Source organism: Vibrio tubiashii (assembly GCF_028551255.1).
Classification (GTDB): Bacteria; Pseudomonadota; Gammaproteobacteria; order Enterobacterales; family Vibrionaceae; genus Vibrio; species Vibrio tubiashii_B.
Map to the genome: position 1 here is coordinate 24,143 of NZ_CP117030.1, position 26,220 is coordinate 50,362.

Genomic DNA, 26,220 nt, shown 5'->3' on the forward strand with positions numbered 1-26,220 from the left:
GCAGTTCAACAGATATTCTAGCGGTTTTCTGAGAGCTTCAAGATGGCGAAATGTTCACAGAGATTGAACGTGGCAAATGCTTGAAGTTCTTCGTCTAATGCGGTTAAAAATGCCGCTTTATCCTTTATTGAAGGCTCGGTGAACAGGTGGAGTACGTTGAGCACAGACTTCTTCTTATCAACCTTGCAGTCTGCGCGTGCGACTAATTTTCCATCCCATAAAATCGGTAAACAGAAGTAACCAAACTGCCTTTTAGCCTGTGGTACGTAGCATTCAATCAGATAGTCAAAGTTGAATACGGCGTTGGCACGTTTTCTTTGAATAAGCAGATTATCAAACGGAGAGAGTATCTTTGCCCGTCTGCGATTGATGCGTTTGTCGAGCAACTGAAGTGCTTCGCTTTCTACCACATACTCGCCTTCAGCTATTTTTATCTGCTCAACTTCTCCACTCTCGATTAAATCATGTAGCGCTTGCTTCACATCCTGTTTGACGTCTTTAAGCAGGTAGGTCATCTCTGCGAGAGTGCCAAAGCTGTGCGCTTTGAGGTAACTCATGACAAGAAATCGCGCGTGTTCTTGAGGCGTTGGCATGGAAGTATCGACGCTAGTGGGTAACACGCGTGAAGTTAAGTCATAGACTTTGTGAAACCCTCTTCGTTCAGCAATCATTAGATCGCCCTGCATATATAAGTTTTCTAAGGCTTGTTTGGTCGGCTTGGTATGCCACCCATCCGTTTTATGGGCTTTTGACTCAAAGTCTTTTGCCATCAGTGGGCCTTCGGACTCGATGCGCTTAAGAACATCGCCCATCAATTGACGGTCATTACAGTACCAGTGTTTTTGCTGACCGGATTTGATCGCCGCCTTTCGCGGTAAACTGTAGCGAAAGTTGCTCATAGGTAGATAAGCGGCGGCGTGAGACCAGTATTCAAAGACTTTACGGTCAGCGACAAGCTGATCAAGGTGCTTAGGTTGATAGCTTGGGTTACGACTCCAAAGTGTATGGTGATGGGCTCTTTGAACAACGGAAATCGTATCTATCTGCACATACCCGAGTTGCTCGAAAGCGTTGAGTGTTTTGCTGTAAGCGCTGCCTTTTGACTTTCCTACGGGAAGCCCTTGGGCGATGAGGGCAAGTTTTTGTGCTTGAGATAGAGACAGTGACTTCATGTTGTGATGCTTTTTCCTTGTTGCTCCATGGATTGCACCGCATTAAAGCCGCGCAAGATATTCCCTAGGGTAATCACAGCAAAAATTACGATAACAATCGATAAATGCCATGCCTGACTTAAACCAAGTTGAACCAGCGCCATACTGACAATCGAAGAAACGATCATTTGTCCACCCCCAGACATTGCCGCTGCCGCTCCTGCCTGTTTTTTGTATGGTTGCATGACCATAGCTTGGGCACAAGGGAGTGCAATCCCGTTTCCGAGAATCATCAGCAATTGACCGATCATCAGATAAAGAGGTTCAAGCGGACAAAAGAAAAACCACAGTGCAGAGCTTAAATGCAGCATCGGAGTAAATAGCAGTAATTTTTTACTGCCAATCATAGGTCTGACACGATTGCAGATACTGGTACCGGTAATCATCCCCAGTGCGGGAATGATCGCCCATAGTGCGTATTCGTCTGATGTCATACCGATCTGGTCTTGCATGATAAAAGGCATGATGGAGACGGTGGTAATCATCAAACTAAAGTTAAGCCAACCTATGCTGGCAAAGCTCATGAAATAGCGCGATGTCAGCAACTGTTTATATTGCTGAACCATCTGTTTTGGCGAAGGGATTTTGTTGGTCGCTGAGAGCGTTTCATCAAATTTAAATGCGAGTAGTCCCCAGGCTAAAGAGACATAACCAAGTAAAGAAACAAACACCATAGTCCAACCAAAATGGTAGTTAATAAAACCACCGATAACAGGAGCAACCAATGGAGTAATGGAAGCGGCCATTGCGATGTAGGATAGGGCGACAGGTAACTGGGCACCACTGTATCTGTCTCTGGTTGATGCTCTAGCGAGTACTGCGCAGCAGCCCGTACCTAACCCTTGCAGAAAGCGCCCTAATACCATGCCATTAAAGGAGTCTTTCAACACAATGATCACCATCAGACCGGAAAGGGCGATCAGTAACCCGGTAAGCAGGACTTTTTTACGCCCCAGAGCATCGGAAATTGGACCATAGATAAACTGTGAGGGGCCAAAGCCTAGTAAGTACACACTGACTAAAAGCTGTGCTTGATCGAGCGAGATAGAAAAGTCTTTCGCGATCCATGGCAGCGATGGGAAAACCAACCCCATGCTGAGTTGACCAATACTGATGATTAAACACGCCAGTAAGATGGTTCGAAATTGAATGGGTTGACTCATTACACCTCACCAGATGGGTCGCTATGATGACCGCGACGACGTAAACAACCTTCTTGGTCGAGTTTGTTGAGTTTGGCTTTGACCCGTTTGACGGTCGATAGGCTAACATCGCAGGCAGTGGCGACACTTTGCATCGTCTCACCTTCAAGAAGCAAAGACTTGATCTGCTGATGCTTTTGTTTGTCGGCAGGTCGACCACGAAACTTCTCTTTCCAACGCTTGGGATCTCCCTTTAACTCTTCTCGACCTAACTCAGCAGCAAATAGCCGATGTTGGATTTGAACTTTCGCGTAACCGGACAGCAAGCTGAGTATTGATTGAGTGTGAGTACACCCGCTTTGCAGAGTTAATGGTTCGCACAGGGTTTTGATGGTTAGCCCCTTTTCAAGCAGTGCTTCTAGCGTGTTTTTAGCTTGAGAAAAATCGCGGCCAAACACCGTTAACCACCAGATGTATAGGGTGTCGCCGGGCTTGATCTTCTCCAGTAACAGCTTGAAACCAGGGCGTTCCAGTGGCGGTACATTCCCCCGGACTTTGTCTTCAATGTGTTCACTCTCTGCAGCAGCACTTTGCAGTAACTCTAGGTGTTCAGAGTAGGCTCGGTTCTTAGGAGAAAAACGCGTGTAGATGTAAGTGGCCATAATAATTGCATTGGTTCATTTAATGTAATGGCTCATAATATAGTTTGGTTCATATTTGCAGTCAACACCAAATGAACCCATTGCTTCCAATCAGCAAAATTTGCCCCTAAGTGAAATTTTTCTACGGACTATCCTATCTTTATCAATGTAGCGTATGAAATGGGTGCGAATCATAAACTTACTAACCCAATCACAGCTACGAGATAAAACACTCAGTTAACACGCCAGTAGCGTGTTGTTTTTAGGTAAGGGCAGTTCGGGGCGAGTTATGACAGAGTTAGCGGCGACAATAGAAGCTTGGCTGTTTCAAGACAATGTCTCTGTGACGATGCTATTTATTGGCATCGTTTTACTCTCTTATCTATTAGAAGACCTAGCGATAGTGACCGCAGCGACCTTAGCGGTTGAGCAGTTGATGCCGACCTCTGTTGCCCTGATGGCGATATTTGTCGGCATCAGCACTGGTGACCTTGGCCTTTACTTGATGGGCAAGGCGGCGCAAAAAGTGCGCTTTCTTCGTTATCGTTTGTTCCGTTATCAGCGAGCGAGGAGTATGCAGCGTAAGCTTCATCAGCAAGCGTTTATGACCTTGTTTATCGTGCGTTTTATTCCTGGTCTCAGAACGATTGGTTTCACATTGAGTGGTTTTCTAGATGTGCCAAAAATCAAATTCTTTATTGCAGTCTTGACGGCGACGGGTCTGTGGACAGCGCTGGTTTTTGGCTCCTTCTTCCAACTTGGCAACGCGCAATGGCTTCAAGATAGTCAAGTGAGCTGGCTACTTATTCCACTGGGTTTGTGCTTAATGTTGCTGCTAAACAAACTGATTACTAAAACACTTTTAAGGGATGCGTATGACACAGCTCGCTAACGTTGAAATGATTCCACAGGGAATGGTCAATGCGGGTATGCCCGTACTCCAAGAGCCTAAACGAGTAATTTCTCCGTTTGAATTTCTACCTGCTTGGTTTTTCTACACACCTGTTGTACTGCAAAGTGCGGCGTTGAGTGTCGTCCATCGAGATTGGGCACTGCCATTGATAGCCAATCCAGCCATAAAATTGAGTGGTATGGTCGGGGAGTCAAAGCACGACATTTTCACTTCTGCGGGTAAACAAACCAAAGAATGGATTCTGCCATTTATCACTTTGACTAAAACTGATCAAAGTACTCAAGACTTACTCAGTGATGCTAAAAGCCAGCTTGATAAAGCAGAGCTAGTGTATCCGTTAGTGGCAAAGCCTGATCTGGGTTGCCGTGGGGTTGGGGTGAAACTCATTCAGTCCGATCAGCAGCTACAAAATTATATTGAAACCTTTCCTGTCTCTGGTCGTTTCTTATTGCAAGAGAAGTCGCAATACAGTGCCGAAGCTGGCGTGTTCTATGTCCGGCAGCCTGGAGAGTCGCGCGGGAAAATCATCTCTATTACTTTGAAGTATTCCCCAAGGGTGATTGGAGATGGTCATTCTACCCTGAAAGAGCTAATCGAAAAGTGTCCAAGAGCAGGCAAACTTCAGCATCTTTATCTGCCTCGCCATAGTGAACACCTCGATCTGGTGGTTGCAGATAAGGACGAGTTTCAATTGGCATTTGCAGGTAGCCATTCTCGCGGTGCTATTTTCCGCGACGGTAACCATTTCATCACACAAGCGCTGGAAGAAAAGTTAGATCAGATTCTCGGCGACTTTGAAGGCTTCCACTATGGTCGTCTCGATATCAAGTTCCAAGACATCCAAACCCTAATGAATGGTGAGTGTTTCGATATCTTGGAAATCAATGGGGCGAGTAGCGAAGCCGCGCATATTTGGGATAGCGATACACCGCTAAGCGATATCTTTACTACGCTTTTAAAACAGTACCGTTTGCTTTACCAGATTGGTTCTAAGCATAAAAAGCAAGGACACAAAACCCCGACATTGGGTGCATTACTGCAAGCTTGGCGGGAAGAGAAGCTCTTAACTCAGCTTTATCCAATGACCGATTAACCGCCGCGCTTAGGAAGAAAAACATGAAAAATGTAATGACACGCTTAGCGACAAATGCTCAGACGCGCCCTTCCCAAGCTGTGGTGGGATGCATTGAAACACTCAATCAAGGTTACGAGTTTTTAGAAACGCTCAGTCAGGAAGATTATGTCTTTATTGCTCAACCGCATGTGAGTAGTTCGATAGGAGAGCACTTTCGTCACTGGCTTGATTTGTTTCACGCCATCAAGCTTGATCCGCTCAAAATCGACTACAACGTTCGCCGTCGCGGACACGCGGTAGAAAGAAGCTTAGACGTCGCCAAACAGGAAATCAGAGAGCTGGTCGAGTGGCTGTTTGAATTACCGTCCAATGAACTTCACCAAGTCGTCAGCGTTGAAACGGAAGTCATGTTGTCGCAAACCCATGTCGAGGAAGTCTCTTCAACATTCGTTCGTGAGCTGACGTTTGCTGCGCTACATGCTACCCATCATTTTGCGATGGCTAAAGTCGTTGCCTCTTTGCGTGGTGTCGACTCTGACAGCCATTTTGGCGTCGCTCCCACAACGGCAACTTACCAGAGGGCTCAATAGGTATGTGTACATTATCTTGGGTTTATCATGGCAATAATCATTACGAAGTTTACTTTAATCGAGATGAGCAACGTTCTCGCCTGCCTGCACTTGAGCCGCAAAGTGTTCTGATTGATGGTGTTCATTGTCTGATGCCGATTGATCCTGTCGGTGGTGGTAGTTGGATTTCAACCAATGAACATGGCGTCACTGTCTGTCTGCTCAACTTTTATCAAGGCATTACGCCAAATGGAGAGTTAACCAGCCGAGGTCTTATCATAAAACGACTGGCGAGCAGTTGTTCGAGCCAGACTGTCGATAGCCGCCTGCTCGATATGGATTTAAGCTCGTTTGCCCCTTTTACCGTCGTCTCTTTTGACACCAGACGCACCGCCAATGAAACCGTACTTTGGACTTGGGATGGCGAGCAACTTAGGCGTTCTCATGCTTTTGCCCCGATAGTGTCTGCTGCGATGCACTTTGAAGAGGCGCGTCAGTATCGCCTAGAACTGTTCAATGAGTTGATCACAACCATGCCTGATCATGAAGTGGGTCGCCTGTTCCATCAAACCTATGACGCAAACTATCCGCATCTTTCACCATTAATGGAAAGAAATGATGCGCGCACTGTAAGTTTTACCTCGGTTGTCGTGTCTTCTTCTAAACAAGAAATGAATTACCAATCTATCGACAATCATCGCAATGTTGATTTTCGCACTAGCCTAAGTTGTCTTAAAAACGACATTGTCGAACAAGGAGTTTTCAAATGAAAAAGTTATTCGCCCTGCTGATCATGTTATTCAGTTTTCCTACCTTTGCTGCGGATGAGATTTATACCGGAATTTTTAGCAACAAAGCCGTTAGTGGTTATGACACCGTGGCCTACTTCACTCAGGGTAAGCCAGTGAAAGGAGATAGCAAATGGCAAACCGAATATAAAGGCGCTGACTGGTATTTCTCTTCACAAGAAAATCTCGACAAATTCAAAGCAGACCCAGATGCATACGCACCGCAATACGGTGGTTACTGTGCATGGGCGATTTCAGCCAAGAATGACTTTGCTTCATCCGATCCGAAACAGTGGGCAATCGTTGATGGCAAGCTTTACCTTAACTATGACGCAGACGTTAAAAGCTGGTGGGACGATGACCGCACGGGTCACATCTCTACGGCTGATAAAAACTGGCCGACATTAATCCAATAACAATAATAAGGACCGACCCCATGAAATTTGCGCCACTAAAGCATATCCCCTCTGCCTTTATCGCCTTTGTATTTATTCAATCGCTATTCTTTAAGTTTTCTGGCTCTTACGAAACCGAGCATATTTTCGGCACTTTAGGTGAGTGGTCAGGAATTGAATGGTTTGGAGTTTATGGCGGTTACATGATTGGCTTTGCTGAGCTCATTGCTTCTATCTTGCTGTTCACTCGATTACATGGTGTTGGAGCTGCCATGAGCGCGGGCATTATGACCGGTGCGATCTTCTTCCATCTGTTTACTCCGTTAGGTGTGGTTATGCCAGAGTTTAATGCGATGGGCGAAGTGGTGGGCAGTGACGGAGGTCTACTGTTTGGTATGGCGTGTATCGTCTGGAGTTGCGGTGTCTTCTTGTTTATTCGCGACGTTAAAACACAAGGTACATTCACTCACAGCCTGTTAGCGAAAGGAGCTTAGTATGATTGATAGTCCTTTTCGATTACCGCGTAAAACACCATTTGGTATTGGAGAATCCGTCTTAGAGTGGGCGACAGGGCTTGCTACGCTCGACTCGTTGTACAAACAAGATGCTCTACCTGAAGACAGTTTTGAGTTTATGCATGAAGCCTTGGCTCGAATTGGTACCCAGTATCAGGTTGATCATGGCAGCCTTGAGAACATCCCAGTGGAAGGCTCGGTTTTAATCGTTGCCAATCACCCATTTGGTGGTATAGAAGGGATTATTCTCGCTTCTTTGATTTCTAAAGTACGCAAAGATGTCAAAGTACTGGCGAATGAGCTGCTCAAGCGCATACCAGAGCTTGATGAGTTGTTTATTGGAGTTGATGTGTTTGGTGGTGAAAAAGCCAAACGAACCAATCGACAAGCGATCAAAGAGGCCAATCATCACTTAAAAGAAGGTGGAGTTCTGATTATTTTTCCTGCTGGTGAAGTCTCCTCGTGGCAAGCCAGTGAGAACAAGATCACCGACAAAGCGTGGAGTAAGTCAGTTGCTAAGTTTGTTAAGCATGCCGAGGCGACCACCGTTCCGCTATTCATCAATGGAATGAACAGCAAACTGTTTTATCAGGCGGGGCGAATTCATCCATTACTCAGGACGGCGATGTTAGGTCGAGAGCTACTCAATAAATCGGGAGAAACCATCTCGGTCTCAGTGGGTAATCCTATTCCTTACAGTGAGATTAAAGACTTCGATAACGAAGAGGATATTACTCAGTACTTTCGATTAAACACCTATCTGATGGGGAGTATGGGCAACGAGCAAGCGCCGACCCTACAAGATGAGAATGCTGAGCCTATCATTGCTCCTGTATCTGTCGAGACATTGGAAAGCGAATTGCTCGCACTAGAGTCTTATAAGCTGCTAGAGCAGGGGGATTTCGAGGTTTACTGCGCGCCAACGCCAAGCATGCCAAGCATGATGCGCGAGATTGGCCGAGTTCGGGAAGAGAGCTTTCGGGAAGTCGGGGAAGGCAGTGGACGTAGCTGTGATATTGACCAGTTTGACCAGCATTATTATCAGCTCTTTGTATGGAATAAGGCCAACCGTGATCTAGTCGGCGCTTACCGTTTGGGTTTGGTTGATGAGTTGCTTACCAAAGGTGGTATTGAAGCGCTCTACTCGACGAGCTTGTTTAAATACGATGAGGCTTTCGTTGAGAGTTTAGGTCAGTCTATCGAGTTAGGACGCTCTGTGGTCGCAAAGCAGTATCAAAGGAACATGCACTCTCTACTTCTACTGTGGAAAGGCATTGCTGGCTTTGTTCAACGTAACCCTAAGTACACCCATTTGTTCGGCCCTGTCAGTATAAGTAATGACTATAGTCCAGTTGCACGTCAGTTAATTGCCTCAGTCATGTCCGTTCACTATTACGATGATGAAAAAGCTAAGCTGGTGGCACCGACAACGCCGCTAGAAAAAAGTGGTCAGGAATTCTGGCGACCGGATATGCTCAGCTCATTGTCCAAGTTACCTCTGTTGTCTAAAGTGTTAAGTCGTTTAGAGCAGGGTATGGGGTTACCTGTTTTGCTACGGCAGTACTTGGGGATGAATGGCAAACTGGTTTGCTTTAATGTCGACCCTGCATTCAATTTTGCCCTAGATGGTTTGATTGTGGTTGATTTGACCACAGTTCCTGCGCGAACCTTAGGTAAATACATGGGCAAAGAGCAGGCTCAGGCTTATTTGGATTCTCATTTACCTTCATAAACCACTTGATTACGCCCTTGCTTCTTAGCGCGATAGAGATGTTTATCCGCATTCGCAAGGGCTTTTGAAAAGCTTCCACCTTGCCAAACGCTGACACCGATACTTATTGTCAGCGCTTGATGGGATGAGGGGTCAGGAAGAGAGTCCCCCAAGAAGACTTCAATTGATTTTCGAATCCTCTCTGCAATTTGTATCCCTTTCTCTAGTTTTGTCTCTGGAAGAATCACCGTAAACTCTTCCCCTCCCATTCGACCAAAAATATCACTATGACGAATATCTTGTTTGATTAGCGCAGTCACATTGCGCAGGACATTATCGCCGACGGCATGACCAAACTGGTCATTGACCATTTTAAAGTGATCTAAATCGAGCATAAAAACGATGGTTGTATGGTGATTCAGTGCCTCAATATCTCTGACTGCATCCATCAGAGCCCTTCGGTTAAAGATCCCTGTCAGCGGGTCATATTGAGCAAGTTTGGTTAACTGCTGCTCTTTATGGCGGATGGTCTGGGTCATTTTCTCAAAGGCGTTGAGCAGTTCACCGATTTCGTCTTTTCGCGTGGTTCGCTCTATTTTAGGGTTACCTCCTTTCGCAAGAAGGCGTATCTGCTTGCGTAAGGTAATGATTGGTTTAGCCACATAGCGGGAAACAAACAGAAATAGCAGTATGAAGAGCGTAATTGAAACCGCGATATAGATATCGACTTCTTTTCTGATGGTTTGGCTGATTCGGTTAATTTCGTCTTGGTCGACAAAAAGCACCACACTAATGCCCGTCTTACGTGATTGACTCGTGTCTAATAAAAGCGATGAAGCGATATTGGGATTGATTTCAACCGCTTGATTGGTGAGAACACCACCAAGATCTTCTCGCATTACAGGTGCATTGCTTTGATTGAGTTTGTAGTGTGTGAGTTTGCTCTGTTCTAGGTAGCGATAACCTGTAATGAGGTGTTCATCTTTGTGACGAACAAGCGCCACGTCTACAGCATGTAGCCCCTGTTTTAGAAAACTCTGTTTTACGGCAAACAGCTGATCTTCCAATATGGTTCGATCGAGTACAACGGTATAAAAGCCGACGAGGTTGTGTTGGCAATCCAAAAGAGGACGAGAGAAAAAGTAAGTCGAGGTATCATAGATTAAGCCGAGTTTGGCAACGGTCTCATCATCAACAATAGTCACCACAGCTTTGGGTAAATGCTTAATCTGGCGCAGCTTGATGAGCTCTTGGGTTAAGTTGCGGCTTGCTATAGAGTTTTCTTCACCTCGGATTTTAAGCTCTGAAAGTGCAGTGACCAGCTGTCTTAGCTGCTTTTCTCGTTTCGGCGCATCCAATTTCCAATCTGAAGCAGAGCGCATCAGTAGTGATAGATGATAGCTATCGAGTAGTTGCTCGCCATTTAAGTTCTTGCGCAGCACATAGCGGTTACTAGGGTTGGCGGAAAGTGTGAACTGATTGGAATGGCCGTTGATATCTGAAACAAAAAGGGCAGAGAAACCCGCAGAATAACTCAGCGCACTGGCGACCGAAATCGGAGAAACCGACTCTTCAATCTGGTGGCATTGCTGGAGTTGAGCGCTTATGTCGTCGAACTCGCCAAGTCGTCTTTCGGCGAAATAGCCAATATCGACGGCTACTTGGGCTGTTGCCAGTCGACTGGTTTGGTTTATGTGCTCTAGCATTAAGTTTTTGCGAGCAACAAAGTAGCCGTGACCAAACAAGAATATGCAGGCTATCAATGGGATAAACAGTAAAAAGATCTTATATCTCAGTCGGCTCATTGCACTCCCAGTCGTTGATCTGGTGGAACGATGACCCCAAAATGTTTGATGACTTTTAGCTCTCCTTGTTGGTATTGCCCAAGGTACATAGGTAAGTCCAAATGATTGTCGTCTCTCAGGACGATTTTCTCTGCACCTGAATAGCGAGTCAGACCATGTAAGTTATTCATTACCTGCTGGTGAGTGGCAAGGTCGGATTTTTCTATTGCCGCCTTGAGTAGGTAGATTAAGTCGTAGTGGGCTTTGGATGAGTATGTGACTATCTCATCTTCACCATGAAAGTGCCGATACTGCTTAGTGAATTTTTTGGTGAAATCAGTTTGCAGGTCACTGAAAAAGTGTAATGGCGTATAGATGCCTTCTAATTGCTCTGTATCTACAGCGGCGAGATAGGTTTCATCGGCGGCGAAAGCGACCACTTCTATTGAGCGACTAAAAGGGTAGCGGCGAAACTGCTGAATAAACTCGAAACCATCCGTGCCAGGTAGGATAAGCATTAATACATCACTTTCAGAGGCTTCCAACCTTTCTAGAACTGGGCGGTAGTCAGTGACTCCAAACGCGGTAAATTCTACACCGGTGATCTCGCCTCCATTAGCGTCGACAGCTTGTTTGATGCGCTGAGACATCTTATGGGGCCAGATATAGTCATAACCAAAGATAAAATACTTCTGCTGTTTCTTGGCAATAAAATAGGGAATAACGGGGTCGATGTAATGCTCTGGAATTGAGCTGTAACATATCAAGTAGTCCTCGTAATGTCCGCCTTCATAATCGATACCATACAACATGGGAATTTGATATTTATTGGCAAGCTCACTCATTACGTAACGAGCAGAGCTGCTTACAGGCCCAAGCAAGGCATGTACGTTGTGCTGCTGGATTAGCTCACGAGTGTATGCGACGGTTTTTGCCGGATCGGTATGGTTATCTCGGACAATCAGCTCTATCTGGCGGTTATTGACGCCTCCGCCTGCATTGATTTGCTCTACTGCGAGCTGAGCCCCTTTCAGTGCTTTCTCTCCATAACCACTAAAAGTTCCGCTAAGGGGTAACACGACACCAACTTTAATTGGTGTGATGGGCTCGGTACAGCCAAGAAAAATAAAGAGCCCAACTATCGCGAATACTCTGATGAAATGCGGCATGTATTACTGTCCTTAGTAAACGATTGAACATGCGTACTGGCTTTATCCTTAATAATAATACAGTTATATGGATTCGGTCGTAAAAAGGCGGCTTTCACTCTAATCTTCACCGACTCTTGATGAAGTGATCAGAATTTGAAGTGACTCGAAACGGTGAACTGGCTCTTGAGAGAACCGACAAAAATATTGGAAAGCAGGCGAAAGTCTAACAATTCACCTCTTCAATCTAACCTTTAATCTCCATTCATCCTGCTAGCTTTGATGTGCAAACAAAGGGATTACTCTTTGTTTGAGCAGTCAGCTGGTGAATAAAAAAGGATGAAAAATGAAGATGAATCTAACCCTACCTCTAATGAGTTTAAGTGCATTAGCCGTATTGAGCTCGATGAATGTGAGTGCTCATGGCTGGGCGGAGTTTCCTAGCGCGCGCCAAAATACCTGTTATGAAGATGGCGGCTTTTGGACGAATGAAATACCCAATCAGGCGTGTCAGGCTGCTTATGACCAATCAGGTGCTTATCCCTTTGTGCAGCGCAGTGAAGTGGCTGCGAATGTGGCCAACTACCGTGACATGGCTCATGTTAAAGCCATAGTGCCTGACGGTGAGTTGTGTTCCGCTGGCGATTCGGCCAAGAAAGGGCTTAATGCTGTGTCTCCACACTGGCAGCGTACTAACGTTGCATTGGATGCCAACAATCAAATAGATTTTGTCTTCTACGGCCAAGCGCCGCACAACCCCTCTTATTGGGAGTTCTACTTAACCAAGCCAAGTTATGACCCTTCATTACCTTTAACGTGGGATGATCTTGAGTTAATTGATACCGCTGGCGATATTGCAGTCGATGCGCAAAAGCGATATCGAATGAAAGTCACTTTCCCGGCAGATCGCTCTGGCGACGCGATCCTATACACTCGATGGCAACGTATCGATGTGGCAGGTGAGGGCTTTTACAACTGTAGTGATATTACCTTGCGAGGCAGCGGAACCAACCCACCAACCGATCCTACCGACCCAACGGATCCGAACAACAATCTGACGGCATTGGGCTACTTTGTGCCACAAGGGTTTGGTCCTGTAGAATCTGGCGATACGATCAGGTTCCGTACATTTGATGCGACTGGGGCAGAAATTGCCGATGTATCTTTAGCTATTAGCGCCAACAATACCACGACTTGGGCGGCTGAAATTGCTGACCAGTTTAACTCTCAGCAAACAGGTGATTGGTACGTGGGGATTTGGCATGCAGAAATGAACCACTATATGTTTGATACCAACAATATCTACGCCAACCAAGTCTTAGCGCCCAACAATACTTTCAGTTATGCCCTTTCGCTCATCAAAGCAGATACCCCCCCTGTTGAACCAACAAACCTTTGGGATAGAGATAAGGTCTACGATACCGGTGATGTTGTGACTCATAATGGTAGAGAGTGGACTGCGCAATGGTGGACAAAAGCTGAAGAGCCAGGAACCACTGGAGAGTGGGGCGTATGGCGATAATTTACATTGTAAATCTATGCTAGGTGATAAAAAAGTGGCGACTAATCAGTCGCCACTTTGTTGTTCAGCCCATAGAGAAAAGGCAGTTAGTCGAGCTTAACCAGTAATTCACTACGCTGCTGTCGATTTTCTGCAGCTCGCTGAGGAGCTAAACCAAGGATGTCTCTGCTGCCTTTCTCTGCGAGTCGATTCAGTTTTACAGTCTCTATCTGCCAGCTATCTCCTGCCTTAATAAGGGAAAACTCATACTGACCTGACACTTGCCAAAAGCCTTCGTCACCTAGCCAGTGGCTCGCAGTGATGTCCGCTAGGGCATCCGCTTTGTCACCTGAAATGGTTACTTTCTCAATGTCTAAATCGTGGAAAGTGGTATCAAAACCCGGCAGGAAGCCAGCCCATTGTTTCATCAAATCTCGACGGTTGGTTGAAGAGACTTCTCCACCAAATAGAGAGGTGTAATCGAGAGTAACTACAGGGGCAAACAAGCGACCAAGATATTCGTAAGCACCTTGGTCAGCCATCGCTGAAAAGCTATTTAAAGCGCTCTTAATTTGGGCTTCGTCGCGGGTTATCGTATTGGCTTGTGCTGTCATGGCAAATATCCCCAAAAGTAAGATGATTAAACGTTGCATCGCTATTCTCCTTTATAGATTGGCTGCAAAGTGCTTAGTGATTGCCTCTACAGCGTTGCTCACTGCTTGTGGTTGATCGTAGAAATCAAATTGAGAGACACCCTCAAACCAAGTCGCAGTGACATTGTCTCCTGCAAGCTCTAAGTATTGATGAGCACCTGCTGGCAGAGCCATATCTTCCGAAGCGACCATAAGAACGGGTTTATTTTGGATCAGTGCGCTTAGGTGTGCGTTGTAATTTAGCCAACCGTCCCACGATGCCACATTGAACTGGTTGTCATACTCGGCAATTAGGCCACGGTCGGTTTCAGTGTAATAAGGTGCTTGATACATTAAGGCGCTTTCATTGGTTAAGCTGGCAGCCTCAATGTAGACAGGCTCTGCACTTTGAGATGCTTGTTGTGAAGCGAGCAGAAGATTGTTCACGCTCTCTTCGCCACCATAGATTGCTGTTGCCATTGATTTGTCATGCAGCCAAGGAGCAACAAGAGCAACCGCTTTAACGTTGGCATTGGCAGCGGTCGCGTCTAGCATATAGCCTGCAGAAGCACAGATCCCTAAACCGGCAATACGGCTACCATCTACTTGCTCAAGCGATTTTACTGCATCGATAACCGCACTGATGTCTTGTGCTTTTCGTTGTGGGTTTTCTAGGAAGCGAATGTCATCGTCTGATTGTCCCCATCCGCGAAAGTCAAACGTGAGAGCGGCATAGCCCTGCTCAGCTAAAGCTTTTGCGTATACCGCAGGCATTTGCTCTTTTACTGTTGTCCAAGCACCGGTCACAATGACAACAGGTGGTTTCTCAATGCCTTCAGGTAAGTATAGATTTGCTGCTAGTGAACCAACTCTTGTGTCTAGTTGAATGGTTTGCATGATGCGCTCCTCAGTATTGGCGTTTGCTTTGGTTATCTGCAATGGCGGATTGTCTAACTGAGTTCAATAGTAGTGAGATTGGCTTAGCTAAGATTGAAGATTACTGCTTGGCTTTTTGTACTTTATTGCACAAACTCATCTAGAAAAGGTGGGTTGACGGCAAAGTGAAGTATCGGCTAGGTTACTTAGGTAAATGTAGCTAAGTAAGAGATGTAAGGGATTAGAGATGGAATCTCAGCTTAAGTTCTTTGATTTTGAATCAAATCAGCTTTCAAATTGTGGAAACGTACTGGATATTGAGTTTTCCAATCACGAGTTAGATTGGCAAGGTGTGGTGCTCGAAAAAGGCAGTTCTCCCCACTTTTATCCGACCAATGTTTACACGCCTTACTTCTATTTTGCCTTAGCACTGGATCAAGATCTTAACTGGAACGTAGAAAAGGACGGCAACGTTGCGTCACTTAAAACAAGCCCAGGAAATATCTGGATTAACCCACCTAAAACCCCATTTACTCATGATATCTCTGAGCCTTGTTACTTCGTTATTTTAGCGATTGAAGAGCAAGAGTTTCTTTCCCAGTGTCCACTCAATATTGAAGGGATGGATCTGCAGTTTCTGAATAACTATAACGTGTTGGATGAAACGATTAAGGGCATCATGGAGCTGTTTATGCTTGAAACTAAGGCGAAAGGGCGCAATGGGCCTGCTTACTTCAAAAACCTTATTGCCTTACTTGCTACGCATTACATACAGAACTATTCCAACTACTTTGACTTAAAGCACAGCCAGCAATCCTCATCAAGGTTCGAGCAGGCTCAGGTGGACAAAATTGATCAATACATTGCAGAAAATATTGGTTCGAATATCTCTGTTGATGATCTGTCAGACTTACTTAATTGCAGTAAGTTTTATTTTCTGCGCGAGTTTAAGAAACTGGTCGGGGTTACGCCATACCAGTACTTAATGAGTAAACGACTAGAGCAGGCGAAAGCTTTATTGACCGCTGATAAAGTGAATATCGCATTGATAGCCCATGAATTAGGCTTCAACGATCAGTCGCACTTTACACGAGCTTTTAAGGGCCACTTTGGAGTAACTCCAGGGCAGTTCGCTAAGCAGAATCAACCGGAATAGCACGACCTGTTAACCGATGAGGCTATTTTGATTGTGACGCAGACTGTGTGGCACAGCTTAGAGTATTGCTATCGATAACATATTGTTTACACTGATTTCGATGTGAACGTATAAGGGTATCGAATGAGTCGTATTAGGCAGAAAAATCAGCAGCTAATTATTGAAGTAGCCAGTGAACAGTTTGCTACCCATGGTTATGCGGCGACAAAAATTGTCGATATCGCTAAAGCGGCTGATATTCCTAAGGCGAACGTTTTTTACTACTTCAGCTCCAAAGATAAGCTCTATTACGCGGTACTAAAGACAGTAACTCAGCCATTGCTTGAAGCATCACGACCGATTGAAGAACTGACAGACCCAGTTCAGGCTCTAACCGAGTATATCGAAGCGAAACTTCGTATTTCACGCGACCATCCTTATGCATCAAAGGTATTCGCCAATGAAGTGATGTCAGGGGCCAAAGCACTACCAGAAGATATTGGTCAAGAGTTGTTTAAGCAGTCACAAATGATCATCGATAAGTTTTCAACCTGGTCACAGCAGGGGCTTATGGATGACGTTCCAGCACACCACTTGATGTTTACCATCTGGGCCGCCACTCAAACCTATGCCGACTTTGGCTGGCAAATCTGCAATGTCATGAAAAGAGAGCAGCTAGATAACGACGATTATCATCAAGCCGCTCAGTTCATCACTCAGCTTATTATCAACGGCTGCGGCGTTAAAACTAACAGTTGAACGGTTAAGCGAAACGTCCCCACACTGTTAAAGGCGTTAAAATCTCAAAGCCAAGTGGCTCAAGTCGCTGTACTTCTTGTTCATCTGCATAGCCGACAATATCTTGATTAGGGTAAAGCATTTGCACATGCTCAATAAGAGCGGAGAATAACGCCGGCTCACCCCATAAGTTGTAGATGCCGAGCGTGTGTGTATCGTTGAAACTCGTAATACCCGCCACTTGCCCATTTGATTCAGCAGTGAAGAACCGGACGGCCTCAGAATCTAGCACGCTGCTAGGGTAAATAGGCGTATAGTTTTCTTCCCCACGCCAGCGAGTTTCCCATTCAGCCAACCCTTCAGCGCTTGTCGCTTCTGAGATTTGGACACTATCGCTTTGTCGAAGCGGCGGCAGAGCTTTCTTAATATACCAATTTGCATCAAATAATTTGGTGAATCCTAGTGGGTCGAGGCTTAACGCGGCAAAGCAATCTTTTACAAAGTAGCTGCCTTGTACGGGAATGACTTCTTCCAATAGCGCTTGTCTAGCGGACTCATTGAGTGTGACTAGGTTGGGGAAAAAGGTCGGCATTGGGTCTTTCGAACACCAGTAATTCACTTCAAGTTTTGTTTCCACTTGGTGTATTTCTGCTACACGCTGGCACCAGTTTTGATTATTGGTTATGGCGCTAAGAGTGGCTTGTTCCATTCTGTTTTTCACGATATTCCCTGTATTTGCTGATAACCCTAGTGGTTAGCGGTACTTGTTTTGGTGTTTAGATTTGGCTGACTTTTCATTACCACGCTTATAGTTACCCGTTTCTCTCGCCATCAACTGTTGCTGCTGTTGATGGTTCATTTCGGCAGCCCGCGCTGTAAAGTGATTTGCGCTTTTTCCTCGGAGTGTCGTTACCAAGGTTCCATCACGGTAGATCTGCACGTAATTCTCTGTTGAGTGGTAGGTAAAGCCTAGATGTGTTTCCATACTGATTAATCCCTAATTTCTATAAAACCCAATCAATCCTTATTGTCTAATGTATTGATTACAAAGAGTTTTCAACACAAAGGGCGGTAAGGGTAAATGTTGAATATGTTAATAGAATGTGGCTCAAACTTTGACAGAAAAATAATACTCACAATGAGATCTTAAACTCAATTAATTACTTTCGTGAATGATATTCATAGTGTTGCATTTTATCTTTTGCTCGCTTTTTAAGCATACAAAAATATAGGATGTAACATAATGAAAAACGGATATAAACTTTCCGCCCTTGCTGTTGCTATTTTGGCTTCAGCGTCGGTTTCAGCAAACGTCAGTGCTGACCCAACTCCAGTCAATTCTCCTTTCATCACAGATGTTAAAGGCAATATCGTTGAAGATTATTCGGCGAAGCCCGCTGAACCTGCGTTTTTCTCAATGCGTATGTTCAGTACACCTGCTGAAGATCGCGGTGATTGGTTCAATATGTCAGCCAATTACTCAAGTATTCAAGGTGTAGGCTCAGACATTGTTTATGATTTCATGCTACCACCACTTAAGCCTCAGCCTATTATTGTTGCGGTGCTAGATTCAGGTGTCGACATTGACCACGAAGATCTAAAAAACAAGCTTTGGACCAACGAAGATGAGATCCCAGGTAATGGCATCGATGATGACGGTAACGGCTACATTGATGATGTGCATGGTTGGAACTTCTTGGGTAACTCGCTAGGTATTAACGTTGATCAAGATACGTTAGAAGTGACCCGCGAGTACAAAAAGTACTTGGAACTCAAAGAGGGTAACCACTGGATTCCGCCGAAGAAACGCAAATACTATCAAGGTGTTGAGGCTGACTACTTAGAGAATGTTGAGTATTACACCACGGCTCTAGAACAAGTGACAGCAGCGACTGAACAAGCCAATGGCTACAAAGCGCAAATCTTGGCCTTGGTTGAGCACAAAGACTTTACCGTTGATGGCCTACAAGTTCTGCTTTCTCACTCTAACGCTGATGTAGTTGCAGCGGCGCAAGGATTACTTGGGGTGTTTGATTCTTGGTATTCATTTGAGTATCTAGAGTCACGTACAAGCCGTTATAAGGAATCTTTGGACTACCACTACAATCTAGACTTTGATACCCGTAGAGACATCGTTATGGACGATATCACTAACCCTTGGGAAAAAGGCTACGGCAACAATGATGTAAAAGGTCCAGTGGGCGCTCATGGTACACACGTAGCGGGTATCATTGCCGCTGAGCGTAATAATGGCTTAGGGATTGAAGGTATTGCAGATCACGCACAGATCATGGCAGTGCGTATGGTGCCAAATGGTGATGAGCGTGATAAAGATATCGCGAACGCAGTCCGCTACGCAGTAGATAACGGTGCAAAGATCATCAATATGAGTTTTGGTAAGAGCTACTCGCCACGTAAACATATTGTTGACCACGCTTTCCGTTATGCAGCGCGCAAAGGGGTGCTTATTGTGCACTCTGCGGGTAACAGCAAAACGGACAACGATATCAAGCCAAGCTTCCCGAACCGTTTCGCTAAGCACAAATGGTCTCGTCCAATCTCTACTTGGATGGATGTCGGTGCATCGGCGAAATACGCAGATGATTCTATGGTCGCAAGCTTTAGTAACTTTGGTCAGGAAACGGTAGATGTGTTCGCTCCTGGCTATCGCGTTCTTTCCTCTACACCTGACAATAACTATGCTGCGTATAGTGGTACCAGTATGGCTGCGCCTGTGGTTTCGGGTGTGGCTGCCTTGGTATGGTCTCACTACCCAGAGCTATCAGCAAAAGAGCTTAAAGCGCTGTTGATGAGCAAATCACGTACGTATCCTGAGTTATTAGTGAAGAAGCCATCGTCTCCAGAAGATTTAGTACCATTTAGTACGCTCTCTATCTCTGGTGGTATTGTTGATGCCGAAGCGATTTTCGCTGAGCTAGCAAGTCGATAGTTTGATTCTCTGATGTAAAAGAGGTCGCGTGATGCGACCTCTTTTTTTGGTTTGTTGTAAAGGCTCAGCCTGCGGTTGGCCCAACGAGTCTTTGCTGCCAGTCTTCGAGTATACCTGTGTCTAAACGACGTTGAATCAAAGCTCCCCATGATTCAACTAAGGGTAAGGTAGACATCTCTTGTAGAAGTGTCGGCTCTAAGCAACCTTCAAAAACGGCGCCCATGACACGCGCTAGTGACCAATCTGGATAAGGTCTCTCACACAGAATAATTTCGTCACCTGCGCCAATGTCACCTTCTTCTAAGACACGGAAGTACCACCCGGTTCTTAGCGTATCTTGAACTCTTTTCGCCATATCATGTTGGTCGATTCGGACATTGAGCTTCCAACACGGCATTCGTCCTTGCGACACTTCGAGCAGAGTTGAGCCAATACGAATTTTATCTTTAAGGCAGATGTTGGCTTCTGTCACTCCGGATGAACTTAGGTTTTCGCCAAAAGCGCCCACGGATTGCAAAATGGCTTTATCACCGAGATCTTTTTGCCAAAGTGGGTAGTGCTCACTTGGGTAAATGTGAAGGGCTTTTTGAATGCCACCATGAAAGCGCGGATCGCCTTGTTCATCGTTGGTAAAGCCAACTTCATTGGCGTGTTGTCGCTCTGTGCGAACCTGTTTGTTGATGGCACTTTGTGCGCCATGCGCGAAGGGCTTTGTTGTTCCTGTCAGAACCGCGTTTACAACACCGAGCTTTTTCATGCTTCCTCTCACACTCTCTTCAATCAATCTACTTGGCATGATAGCCTAGCCCAGTAGTGACGGAATAGGGATGTAAAGACAGTTAACCATGCTAACTCGCCAAATAGAGTCTAACTCAGGGGTGGCCACTTCCAATGAGATGATGGCTGCAAACCCTCATTTGCCTGCTTTAGTGAAAACGATAGATATGCCGAAAGGCTATATTGACCATCTGCACCAACATACTTGGCACCAGATTATTTTTCCATTAAAGGGCTTGCTACAAACTCAAACAGAGCAGTACCAGCATCTTGTGCCTCATACGTCGGTTTTGTTTGTCCCAGCGGGTGTCCAGCATGAGTCGATCGCGTTAAGTCATACTACCTTCATTGGTATCTATCTCAATCCAGCGTTTGGTGCGCCTTACGAGTCTGATGTGCGCACTATTGCTCTTACGCCATTTCTCAATGAGCTATTGCAAGAGATTCGTCGCCAGTGTGAGCGTCATGTAGAGGATGATGAGTTAGTGCGTTTGTTAGCGGTGCTTCATGACCAAGTATTGCGAGATAACGTCCAGACTTATCAGTTACTGTTGCCCAAAGATCGGCGCTTAAAGCTTATCTTCGAACAACTTACAGAAACACCTGCATCGGCAATCTCACTCAAAGAGTGGGGAGAGAAAGTAGGCGCCTCGGAGCGAACATTATCGCGCTTGTTTGCCAAGGAGTTTAATACCTCATTTCAGTTATGGCGTCAGCAGATCCGCTTAATTTATTCGCTCTCATTGCTGGATGAAACGCTTTCGATTCAAACCATCGCCGATCGCGTCGGGTATCAAAATGACTCCTCATATATCAAAGCGTTTAAGGCGTATTTTGATGTGACTCCTCAGCAGTTCCGTCATCAAACCCGTTAATCTAAAGGCAGTTGGAAGGTACTCTTGATCTCTTTAACCGACACATTTGATTGAATAGCGCTGACTCCTTTGACGCGTCTTATCGAGCTGATTCGTTCAAAGTATTCATCAAGATCTTTCGCGACCACTTGCACAATGTAATCTGCTCCGCCAGCAATACAATGACACATGAGTATCCAATCGGACTCTGCGACATAATCTTCAAATGGTTGGGTATTTTCGACCTCATGGCTGCCTAAAGTCACCAGTGTAAAACCCGAAACCTGAAAGCCGAGTTTCTTACGATTCAATCGAGCGGCATACCCCTCGATATAGCCCTCTTCCTCCATCTTTTTCCAGCGTCTCCAGCAAGGCGTTTCGCTTAGGTTCACTGTCTCTGCCAATTTGGAGTTACTCATTCTGCCATCTTTCTGTATATGTTCTAAGATGGATAAATCTGTATTATCTAGTTCAAAGTTGGTGGATTCTTTCTTTTTCATATCTTAAATGGAAATAGCCTGCCTTAAATTGCTTTAATGTTAACCCAAATAGCAATTATATTCCTGAGCGAATCGTTAGACTGGATCTCATATTGAAATTATCACTTTATGGGAGAGAGCAATGAGTGCTCAACTGATGACAGCTTTCATGTTGTTTGCAATATCGATTTCATTGACGCCAGGGGCGGGAAATATTGCTTTAGTAGGGCTGTCGAGCCGCTATGGCATTGGGGCAACGCTACCGTTTATCCTCGGTAACGCGGTCGGTGTGGTCGCGATTTTGGGCGGTGCGAGTATTGGCTTGGTGAGCTTGTTTACTCTTTACCCCGATCTTTACAATGTCTTGAAATGGTTAGGGGCGGGTTACTTGCTCTATATGGCTTGGGGCATTGCCAACATGGAGATGGATGGTAACTCCAGTATTAAGAAATCTGGTTTTATGTCCGGCATTTTGGTTCAAATACTCAACCCGAAAAGCTGGGTCGCTTCATTGACGGTGTTCTCTCAGTTCATTTCCCCAACTAGTGATTACCTATCTCAAGTGGTGATTATTATTAGCGTGATGGTGTTTACTGGTGTCATTGGTATGCTGCTATGGGCGTATTTTGGTTCGATGCTTAATCGCTTTATCCAATCTCCGCAAAAAATGGCCTGGATAAATCGAGGCTTTGGTGCCAGTTTAGTACTTGTCGTGATGTTTATGGTTAGTCAACCCAACTTGCAGTAAGCAAGAGAGCTATCGCAGCGCAAATACAGCCATCCAATAGGCTTTGGTTCACTGATGGCAGTTGAGCAATTTTGTTCAAGTTTTTTATTGATGACTTGAATATATTGGCCTAGGAATTATGTGAAAGGACTCAAGAAAAGGAGGGAGCGTGGGTAAAGATAATCACTTTAAATATACAAGCAGTTCTCAGCAGGATGAGGTTTCTATGCTGTGCGCGGTGATGAGTGATTTTACCTACGCGAAGCATGCGCACGAGGAGTACTCAATCGGCTTAACGCTTCAAGGCCGACAAGACTTTTTCTGTCGCAGCGCTTTTTATAAAAGCACTCCCGGTAGTGTGATGCTTTTCAATCCGGAAGACATACATGATGGCCACTCAGGTGTAGAGCAAAACTTAGAATACGTGATGCTCTACATTCATCCTAATGAGCTGCATCCTCTGTTTCAGGCACTAGGCCATAAAAAGAACACGACACTCAGGTTAAACCAAACTTTATTTGATGACTCACTGTTAAGGCGTCAGGTTTACGCTATGTCACAGCGTTTACAAGGAGAGTCTTACTCGAAGATTGAGCATGAAGCGAGCCTGTTTCAGTTAGCACAATCTTTAACTCGCCTGCATGGAAGCCTTGAACTTCCGATTCACAAGACGCGAGCAGACAGGCTTTTGCTTAGAGCGAAAGAGTATATTTTGGCGAACCTTGCTTATGATATCTCTATTGATGACATTGCAGAGGTCGCCAACATGTCGAAGTTCCACTTCATCCGCGCCTTTCGCGAGCACTTTTGCATAACTCCGCACCAGTACGTTTTGAATTGTCGCATCAACTATGCGCGCAGACAGTTATTGGCAGGACACAGCGCAACGATTGCCGCTGTCGCCTCTGGTTTTGCAGATGCAAGTCACCTTAACCGTAACTTTAAACGCGTATTTGGCATGACACCAAAACAGTTTCAGCTTCAGTGGAGCCGATAAGCTAAGCGGCTCACTGTGTTTTTGGAGTGCTAAATGTCAGAAATCTTCGCCTACGCGATCGGGGTGATGTATACCCCTGGCCCTGTGAACCTTTTGGGGTTACATAGTGGCTTGAACAGAAACACACGTTCTCACCTTGGATTCTTTATTGGCGTCGGAATGGCGATGTTCATTTTGTTCGTCATGCTGGGATTTATTGGTTTAAAGGTGATTAATCCGCAGGTTCTACCTTTCATTAGCTTGGCGGGTTGCCTGTATATATTGCATATCGCGTGGAAGGTTGCGGGCGCGAATGTCGAACTCTCTCAGGATACCTGCGATTCAAATTCGCTGAGTTTTCGCGATGGCTTGTTTATGCAGCTACTCAACCCTAAGGCATTAGTCGCGACCTTGCCTGTATCAACAATTCAGTTTCCAAGTGTTGGTATTACGGGCAGTGCGATTGTGTTGTGGTCTTTAGTGTTAGCTATTTTGGCTTTTGGCGCACCGACTGGCTACTCATTGGCGGGGTTGGTGTTAGGCAAACGAATTTCTAATCCGAGTTACTTTAAAGTGTTCAATCTTCTGATGGCGGCGCTACTTGTTTATGTTTCGCTGACCATAGGTTATGAGCATGTGGTTACACCGCTTTTGGCTTTGTAAGTAACTAGGCTCTCAGGAAGCGCCGAACGGGGCTGTCCTGAGAGCTATACCGACTTAAAATTCCAGTGTTTCACCATCTTGCGGGATGAGTACTTTATTACTTAACCCTTCTGCTTCGAGCGATCGCTTCAGAGTGTCTCGATCTATTGGGCAGTGGTTTAGCGCTTCCATATGGTTGGCAATAACCTTGTTCGGCGATAAGCGAATAAACTCCATCACCTCATCGCTCGACATAAGCAGCGGCTGGCCGACATCCATCTGAGCTTGCCCTGTTGCGACCACAGTAATATCTGGTTTTAGCTCACTCAGCGCTTTTTTTACATCGGGTGTTAATACGGTATCACCGCTAATGTAGATGCTCGGCTCGTTCGGCAGTTGCAAGAAGAAACCACAGCCATTCGCCATCACTTTATGAATCCAGCCATGACCGTGTTGAGCCGGTACGGCGGTAATCGAGCCTCCAAGAAATGGCGTGGTCTGCCAAGGTGTTAGCCCATTAGCAACCGTCATTCCGTACTTCTCTAGGTAAGCTTGGTCTTTGCTTAATGTGGTCACTGGCACGTTCTGCTCAATCAGGAACTTTTCACCGGCAGGATCTAAATGATCGCCATGCTGTAGCGGCTTAAAGCCAAAGCTCTGGCTATGGGTAATCAATGACTGGTTAACCTTGCAAAGCAGGGCGTTCGCATTGTTTGGTAAATCTACAGTTGGGTTCTTTGCTGCCTTAAAGCGAAACACGGAAAACGGCGGCATAGAGCCCTTACCACCTAGCATCGGGTCAATCAAAATATAGTGCTCGCCAGATTCAATAACGAACGTCGCGCTGCGTAAGTGGTGAATTTTCATGTGTAACTCCTATCTGGTTGATAGAGTAAGTATGCAGCTTAGTGGGATTGTGCAATACTGGTCAAAAGGACAACTACCGCTCAAATCGGGTCAAAGTGGATGACGAAATACAAGATTGCTTTAGTGGCGCTCGATGACATCAGCGCATTTCATCTTTCGGTGCCTTGTTTGGTTTTTCAAGATATCTTTATCGACCAACAGCCAGTGTTTGATCTGGTGATCTGTAGTGAAAATATGTCGAGCGTCTCTCTGAGTTCTGGTTTTAACGCCTCAGTAAGCCGTGATCTATCGGCGATGGATGAAGCGGATATTGTGATCATTCCGAGTTGGCCCAACTCATTGCCCGAGCCAAGCGCGTTTTTGCTAGAGAAACTAAATAGCGCCTATCAACGCGGTGCGACAGTCGTCGGCCTTTGCTTGGGTGTTTATGCGCTCGCCAAAGCAGGTTTACTGGATGGCAAGCGAGCAACAACCCATTGGGGCTTTAAGCAAGCTTTCCAACAATCATTTCCTCACGTGACTCTCGACTGTGAGCCGCTGTTCATCGAGCAAGATAGAATAGTAACTTCTGCCGGAACGGCTGCTTCTCTAGATTGTTGTCTTAATATCGTGCGAACCCGTTGTGGTAATGAAGTGGCATCGCAAATTGCCCGTTTGATGGTGACAGCGCCATTTCGAAGTGGTGGACAGCAGCAATATATCCCCAGCCCAATTGCGGCTAAGTCAGATAACGTCACCAGTTTTGGCAAGGTACTCGATGATATTAGTCTGAACTTAGTTAACGACTATGACCTAGACTCTGTCGCTCAGCGCTGTGCAATGAGTCGACGGACATTTACGCGCCAGTTTAAGGCGGTATATGGCTGCACTTTCGGCGAGTGGTTGCTTAATCAACGCCTAGCATTAAGTCAGCAACTGCTAGAATCTACCCATCACCCAATATCCACCATCGCAGAGCTTTCTGGGATCGGCTCAGAAAGTGTTTTCCGTAAGCACTTCAAAAAGAGCTTCAATGTCTCGCCCTCTGAATGGCGGCTGACGTTTCGTGGGGAGGGGTGATTAAAAGAGGGGCTTGACCCACCGAACGGTTAGGACATATATCGCGACTTTACCTGACTTAAACAGTTCTACGCCATTAACACTTCTTCAATAAATTAATGGCGCAGCGGTGGGC

The 26,220-nt window shown here is 45.6% G+C and carries 28 protein-coding genes; 16 read left to right on the plus strand and 12 right to left on the minus strand.

Features of this window, described 5'->3' with window-relative positions; translation table 11 throughout:
* Positions 1 to 17 precede the first annotated feature (17 nt).
* The 3 genes from LYZ37_RS15390 to LYZ37_RS15400 are packed head-to-tail and all read right to left on the minus strand — an operon-like array spanning position 18 to position 3,015.
* On the minus strand, positions 18 to 1,172 hold the full coding sequence (locus LYZ37_RS15390; RefSeq protein WP_272787797.1) for a winged helix-turn-helix domain-containing protein: 1,155 nt from the start codon (positions 1,170 to 1,172) through the stop codon (positions 18 to 20).
* Positions 1,169 to 2,374 (minus strand): multidrug effflux MFS transporter, encoded by a 1,206-nt coding sequence (locus tag LYZ37_RS15395; protein ID WP_272787798.1) that lies wholly within the window; start codon positions 2,372 to 2,374, stop codon positions 1,169 to 1,171. The genes LYZ37_RS15390 and LYZ37_RS15395 overlap by 4 nt, the downstream gene beginning before the upstream one ends.
* The gene (locus tag LYZ37_RS15400; protein WP_272787799.1) at positions 2,374 to 3,015 is read right to left on the minus strand and encodes a recombinase family protein; all 642 of its coding nucleotides are present in this window, start codon (positions 3,013 to 3,015) and stop codon (positions 2,374 to 2,376) included. The genes LYZ37_RS15395 and LYZ37_RS15400 overlap by 1 nt, the downstream gene beginning before the upstream one ends.
* A gap of 268 nt (positions 3,016 to 3,283) precedes the next feature.
* On the opposite strand from LYZ37_RS15400, the gene LYZ37_RS15405 reads away from it, so the two are divergent.
* From LYZ37_RS15405 to LYZ37_RS15435, 7 genes are read left to right on the plus strand one after another with little or no spacing between them, the layout of a single operon-like run.
* A complete protein-coding gene (locus LYZ37_RS15405) occupies positions 3,284 to 3,886 on the plus strand; it encodes a DedA family protein (protein WP_069668774.1) in 603 nt (200 codons plus the stop codon).
* Positions 3,870 to 5,000, plus strand: a complete 1,131-nt coding sequence (locus LYZ37_RS15410) for a D-alanine--D-alanine ligase (RefSeq protein WP_272787800.1) — start codon at positions 3,870 to 3,872, stop codon at positions 4,998 to 5,000. The genes LYZ37_RS15405 and LYZ37_RS15410 overlap by 17 nt, the downstream gene beginning before the upstream one ends.
* Before the next feature lie 35 nt (positions 5,001 to 5,035).
* Positions 5,036 to 5,572, plus strand: a complete 537-nt coding sequence (locus LYZ37_RS15415) for a hypothetical protein (protein WP_171320950.1) — start codon at positions 5,036 to 5,038, stop codon at positions 5,570 to 5,572.
* Positions 5,573 to 5,574: 2 nt separating this feature from the next.
* Entirely contained in the window at positions 5,575 to 6,321 is a 747-nt protein-coding gene (locus LYZ37_RS15420; RefSeq protein ID WP_272787801.1) for an NRDE family protein, read from the plus strand.
* A complete protein-coding gene (locus LYZ37_RS15425) occupies positions 6,318 to 6,755 on the plus strand; it encodes a YHS domain-containing (seleno)protein (protein ID WP_272787802.1) in 438 nt (145 codons plus the stop codon). Before LYZ37_RS15420 ends, LYZ37_RS15425 begins: the two co-directional genes overlap by 4 nt.
* A 20-nt stretch (positions 6,756 to 6,775) precedes the next feature.
* A complete protein-coding gene (locus tag LYZ37_RS15430; RefSeq protein WP_069668778.1) occupies positions 6,776 to 7,228 on the plus strand; it encodes a hypothetical protein in 453 nt (150 codons plus the stop codon).
* A 1-nt stretch (position 7,229) separates the two neighbouring features.
* Entirely contained in the window at positions 7,230 to 8,981 is a 1,752-nt protein-coding gene (locus LYZ37_RS15435) for a lysophospholipid acyltransferase family protein (RefSeq protein ID WP_272787803.1), read from the plus strand.
* On the opposite strand, the gene LYZ37_RS15440 is transcribed toward LYZ37_RS15435, so the two are convergent.
* Together LYZ37_RS15440 and LYZ37_RS15445 are read right to left on the minus strand one after the other, a co-directional pair.
* On the minus strand, positions 8,966 to 10,765 hold the full coding sequence (locus LYZ37_RS15440) for a diguanylate cyclase (RefSeq protein ID WP_272787804.1): 1,800 nt from the start codon (positions 10,763 to 10,765) through the stop codon (positions 8,966 to 8,968). The genes LYZ37_RS15435 and LYZ37_RS15440 overlap by 16 nt on opposite strands.
* Positions 10,762 to 11,913, minus strand: coding sequence for a substrate-binding protein (locus LYZ37_RS15445; RefSeq protein WP_272787805.1), 1,152 nt, complete (start codon positions 11,911 to 11,913; stop codon positions 10,762 to 10,764). Before LYZ37_RS15445 ends, LYZ37_RS15440 begins: the two co-directional genes overlap by 4 nt.
* Positions 11,914 to 12,238: 325 nt before the next feature.
* On the opposite strand from LYZ37_RS15445, the gene LYZ37_RS15450 reads away from it, so the two are divergent.
* Entirely contained in the window at positions 12,239 to 13,414 is a 1,176-nt protein-coding gene (locus LYZ37_RS15450) for a lytic polysaccharide monooxygenase (protein WP_272787806.1), read from the plus strand.
* An 86-nt stretch (positions 13,415 to 13,500) separates the two neighbouring features.
* Here LYZ37_RS15450 and LYZ37_RS15455 read toward each other — a convergent pair whose 3' ends face one another.
* A complete protein-coding gene (locus LYZ37_RS15455) occupies positions 13,501 to 14,046 on the minus strand; it encodes a nuclear transport factor 2 family protein (protein ID WP_272787807.1) in 546 nt (181 codons plus the stop codon).
* Between the two features lie 12 nt (positions 14,047 to 14,058).
* A complete protein-coding gene (locus LYZ37_RS15460) occupies positions 14,059 to 14,922 on the minus strand; it encodes an alpha/beta hydrolase (protein ID WP_272787808.1) in 864 nt (287 codons plus the stop codon).
* 226 nt (positions 14,923 to 15,148) lie between these two features.
* Between LYZ37_RS15460 and LYZ37_RS15465 the strand changes: the two genes are divergently transcribed.
* Positions 15,149 to 16,057, plus strand: coding sequence for a helix-turn-helix domain-containing protein (locus LYZ37_RS15465; protein ID WP_272787809.1), 909 nt, complete (start codon positions 15,149 to 15,151; stop codon positions 16,055 to 16,057).
* A gap of 123 nt (positions 16,058 to 16,180) precedes the next feature.
* Complete coding sequence (locus tag LYZ37_RS15470; RefSeq protein ID WP_272787810.1) at positions 16,181 to 16,795, plus strand: TetR/AcrR family transcriptional regulator; 615 nt, start codon at positions 16,181 to 16,183, stop codon at positions 16,793 to 16,795.
* Between the two features lie 4 nt (positions 16,796 to 16,799).
* Here the strand turns inward: LYZ37_RS15470 and LYZ37_RS15475 are convergent, their stop codons facing one another.
* Together LYZ37_RS15475 and LYZ37_RS15480 are read right to left on the minus strand one after the other, a co-directional pair.
* Positions 16,800 to 17,495 carry a hypothetical protein gene (locus LYZ37_RS15475; protein WP_272787811.1) on the minus strand — a complete coding sequence of 232 codons (696 nt, stop codon included), beginning with the start codon at positions 17,493 to 17,495 and terminating at the stop codon, positions 16,800 to 16,802.
* 33 nt (positions 17,496 to 17,528) lie between these two features.
* A complete protein-coding gene (locus LYZ37_RS15480; RefSeq protein ID WP_272787812.1) occupies positions 17,529 to 17,759 on the minus strand; it encodes a hypothetical protein in 231 nt (76 codons plus the stop codon).
* Positions 17,760 to 18,017: 258 nt separating this feature from the next.
* Here LYZ37_RS15480 and LYZ37_RS15485 point away from each other — a divergent pair, with 258 nt between their 5' ends.
* Positions 18,018 to 19,724, plus strand: a complete 1,707-nt coding sequence (locus tag LYZ37_RS15485) for a S8 family peptidase (protein ID WP_171320403.1) — start codon at positions 18,018 to 18,020, stop codon at positions 19,722 to 19,724.
* 64 nt (positions 19,725 to 19,788) lie between these two features.
* Here the strand turns inward: LYZ37_RS15485 and LYZ37_RS15490 are convergent, their stop codons facing one another.
* Complete coding sequence (locus LYZ37_RS15490; protein ID WP_239853997.1) at positions 19,789 to 20,481, minus strand: MOSC domain-containing protein; 693 nt, start codon at positions 20,479 to 20,481, stop codon at positions 19,789 to 19,791.
* Between the two features lie 88 nt (positions 20,482 to 20,569).
* Here LYZ37_RS15490 and LYZ37_RS15495 point away from each other — a divergent pair, with 88 nt between their 5' ends.
* A complete protein-coding gene (locus tag LYZ37_RS15495) occupies positions 20,570 to 21,376 on the plus strand; it encodes an AraC family transcriptional regulator (protein WP_272787813.1) in 807 nt (268 codons plus the stop codon).
* On the opposite strand, the gene LYZ37_RS15500 is transcribed toward LYZ37_RS15495, so the two are convergent.
* Positions 21,373 to 21,855, minus strand: a complete 483-nt coding sequence (locus LYZ37_RS15500) for an Lrp/AsnC family transcriptional regulator (RefSeq protein ID WP_272787814.1) — start codon at positions 21,853 to 21,855, stop codon at positions 21,373 to 21,375. The genes LYZ37_RS15495 and LYZ37_RS15500 overlap by 4 nt on opposite strands.
* Positions 21,856 to 21,976: 121 nt before the next feature.
* Here LYZ37_RS15500 and LYZ37_RS15505 point away from each other — a divergent pair, with 121 nt between their 5' ends.
* The 3 genes from LYZ37_RS15505 to LYZ37_RS15515 all read left to right on the plus strand — a co-directional run bounded on the left by LYZ37_RS15505 (position 21,977) and on the right by LYZ37_RS15515 (position 24,200).
* Positions 21,977 to 22,582 carry a LysE family translocator gene (locus LYZ37_RS15505; RefSeq protein ID WP_272787815.1) on the plus strand — a complete coding sequence of 202 codons (606 nt, stop codon included), beginning with the start codon at positions 21,977 to 21,979 and terminating at the stop codon, positions 22,580 to 22,582.
* A gap of 148 nt (positions 22,583 to 22,730) precedes the next feature.
* Positions 22,731 to 23,558 carry an AraC family transcriptional regulator gene (locus LYZ37_RS15510; RefSeq protein WP_272787816.1) on the plus strand — a complete coding sequence of 276 codons (828 nt, stop codon included), beginning with the start codon at positions 22,731 to 22,733 and terminating at the stop codon, positions 23,556 to 23,558.
* Positions 23,559 to 23,591: 33 nt separating this feature from the next.
* Positions 23,592 to 24,200, plus strand: coding sequence for a LysE family translocator (locus LYZ37_RS15515; protein ID WP_272787817.1), 609 nt, complete (start codon positions 23,592 to 23,594; stop codon positions 24,198 to 24,200).
* 54 nt (positions 24,201 to 24,254) lie between these two features.
* Here the strand turns inward: LYZ37_RS15515 and LYZ37_RS15520 are convergent, their stop codons facing one another.
* Positions 24,255 to 25,046, minus strand: coding sequence for an MBL fold metallo-hydrolase (locus LYZ37_RS15520; RefSeq protein ID WP_272787818.1), 792 nt, complete (start codon positions 25,044 to 25,046; stop codon positions 24,255 to 24,257).
* 99 nt (positions 25,047 to 25,145) lie between these two features.
* On the opposite strand from LYZ37_RS15520, the gene LYZ37_RS15525 reads away from it, so the two are divergent.
* Entirely contained in the window at positions 25,146 to 26,105 is a 960-nt protein-coding gene (locus LYZ37_RS15525) for a GlxA family transcriptional regulator (RefSeq protein ID WP_272787819.1), read from the plus strand.
* Positions 26,106 to 26,220: the final 115 nt, after the last annotated feature.

What these genes read in the sequence shown, in the direction of transcription:
- LYZ37_RS15495 (WP_272787813.1), top strand. Translation starts at nt 20,570, where the DNA reads ATGCTAACTCGCCAAATAGAGTCTAACTCAGGGGTGGCCACTTCCAAT.
- LYZ37_RS15515 (WP_272787817.1), top strand. Translation starts at nt 23,592, where the DNA reads ATGTCAGAAATCTTCGCCTACGCGATCGGGGTGATGTATACCCCTGGC.
- LYZ37_RS15520 (WP_272787818.1), bottom strand. Translation starts at nt 25,046, where the DNA reads ATGAAAATTCACCACTTACGCAGCGCGACGTTCGTTATTGAATCTGGC.
- LYZ37_RS15525 (WP_272787819.1), top strand. Translation starts at nt 25,146, where the DNA reads ATGACGAAATACAAGATTGCTTTAGTGGCGCTCGATGACATCAGCGCA.
- LYZ37_RS15410 (WP_272787800.1), top strand. Translation starts at nt 3,870, where the DNA reads ATGACACAGCTCGCTAACGTTGAAATGATTCCACAGGGAATGGTCAAT.
- LYZ37_RS15415 (WP_171320950.1), top strand. Translation starts at nt 5,036, where the DNA reads ATGACACGCTTAGCGACAAATGCTCAGACGCGCCCTTCCCAAGCTGTG.
- LYZ37_RS15505 (WP_272787815.1), top strand. Translation starts at nt 21,977, where the DNA reads ATGAGTGCTCAACTGATGACAGCTTTCATGTTGTTTGCAATATCGATT.
- LYZ37_RS15405 (WP_069668774.1), top strand. Translation starts at nt 3,284, where the DNA reads ATGACAGAGTTAGCGGCGACAATAGAAGCTTGGCTGTTTCAAGACAAT.
- LYZ37_RS15480 (WP_272787812.1), bottom strand. Translation starts at nt 17,759, where the DNA reads ATGGAAACACATCTAGGCTTTACCTACCACTCAACAGAGAATTACGTG.
- LYZ37_RS15465 (WP_272787809.1), top strand. Translation starts at nt 15,149, where the DNA reads ATGGAATCTCAGCTTAAGTTCTTTGATTTTGAATCAAATCAGCTTTCA.
- LYZ37_RS15395 (WP_272787798.1), bottom strand. Translation starts at nt 2,374, where the DNA reads ATGAGTCAACCCATTCAATTTCGAACCATCTTACTGGCGTGTTTAATC.
- LYZ37_RS15420 (WP_272787801.1), top strand. Translation starts at nt 5,575, where the DNA reads ATGTGTACATTATCTTGGGTTTATCATGGCAATAATCATTACGAAGTT.
- LYZ37_RS15455 (WP_272787807.1), bottom strand. Translation starts at nt 14,046, where the DNA reads ATGCAACGTTTAATCATCTTACTTTTGGGGATATTTGCCATGACAGCA.
- LYZ37_RS15440 (WP_272787804.1), bottom strand. Translation starts at nt 10,765, where the DNA reads ATGAGCCGACTGAGATATAAGATCTTTTTACTGTTTATCCCATTGATA.
- LYZ37_RS15490 (WP_239853997.1), bottom strand. Translation starts at nt 20,481, where the DNA reads ATGAAAAAGCTCGGTGTTGTAAACGCGGTTCTGACAGGAACAACAAAG.
- LYZ37_RS15430 (WP_069668778.1), top strand. Translation starts at nt 6,776, where the DNA reads ATGAAATTTGCGCCACTAAAGCATATCCCCTCTGCCTTTATCGCCTTT.
- LYZ37_RS15435 (WP_272787803.1), top strand. Translation starts at nt 7,230, where the DNA reads ATGATTGATAGTCCTTTTCGATTACCGCGTAAAACACCATTTGGTATT.
- LYZ37_RS15470 (WP_272787810.1), top strand. Translation starts at nt 16,181, where the DNA reads ATGAGTCGTATTAGGCAGAAAAATCAGCAGCTAATTATTGAAGTAGCC.
- LYZ37_RS15450 (WP_272787806.1), top strand. Translation starts at nt 12,239, where the DNA reads ATGAAGATGAATCTAACCCTACCTCTAATGAGTTTAAGTGCATTAGCC.
- LYZ37_RS15485 (WP_171320403.1), top strand. Translation starts at nt 18,018, where the DNA reads ATGAAAAACGGATATAAACTTTCCGCCCTTGCTGTTGCTATTTTGGCT.
- LYZ37_RS15400 (WP_272787799.1), bottom strand. Translation starts at nt 3,015, where the DNA reads ATGGCCACTTACATCTACACGCGTTTTTCTCCTAAGAACCGAGCCTAC.
- LYZ37_RS15500 (WP_272787814.1), bottom strand. Translation starts at nt 21,855, where the DNA reads ATGAAAAAGAAAGAATCCACCAACTTTGAACTAGATAATACAGATTTA.
- LYZ37_RS15425 (WP_272787802.1), top strand. Translation starts at nt 6,318, where the DNA reads ATGAAAAAGTTATTCGCCCTGCTGATCATGTTATTCAGTTTTCCTACC.
- LYZ37_RS15445 (WP_272787805.1), bottom strand. Translation starts at nt 11,913, where the DNA reads ATGCCGCATTTCATCAGAGTATTCGCGATAGTTGGGCTCTTTATTTTT.
- LYZ37_RS15460 (WP_272787808.1), bottom strand. Translation starts at nt 14,922, where the DNA reads ATGCAAACCATTCAACTAGACACAAGAGTTGGTTCACTAGCAGCAAAT.
- LYZ37_RS15390 (WP_272787797.1), bottom strand. Translation starts at nt 1,172, where the DNA reads ATGAAGTCACTGTCTCTATCTCAAGCACAAAAACTTGCCCTCATCGCC.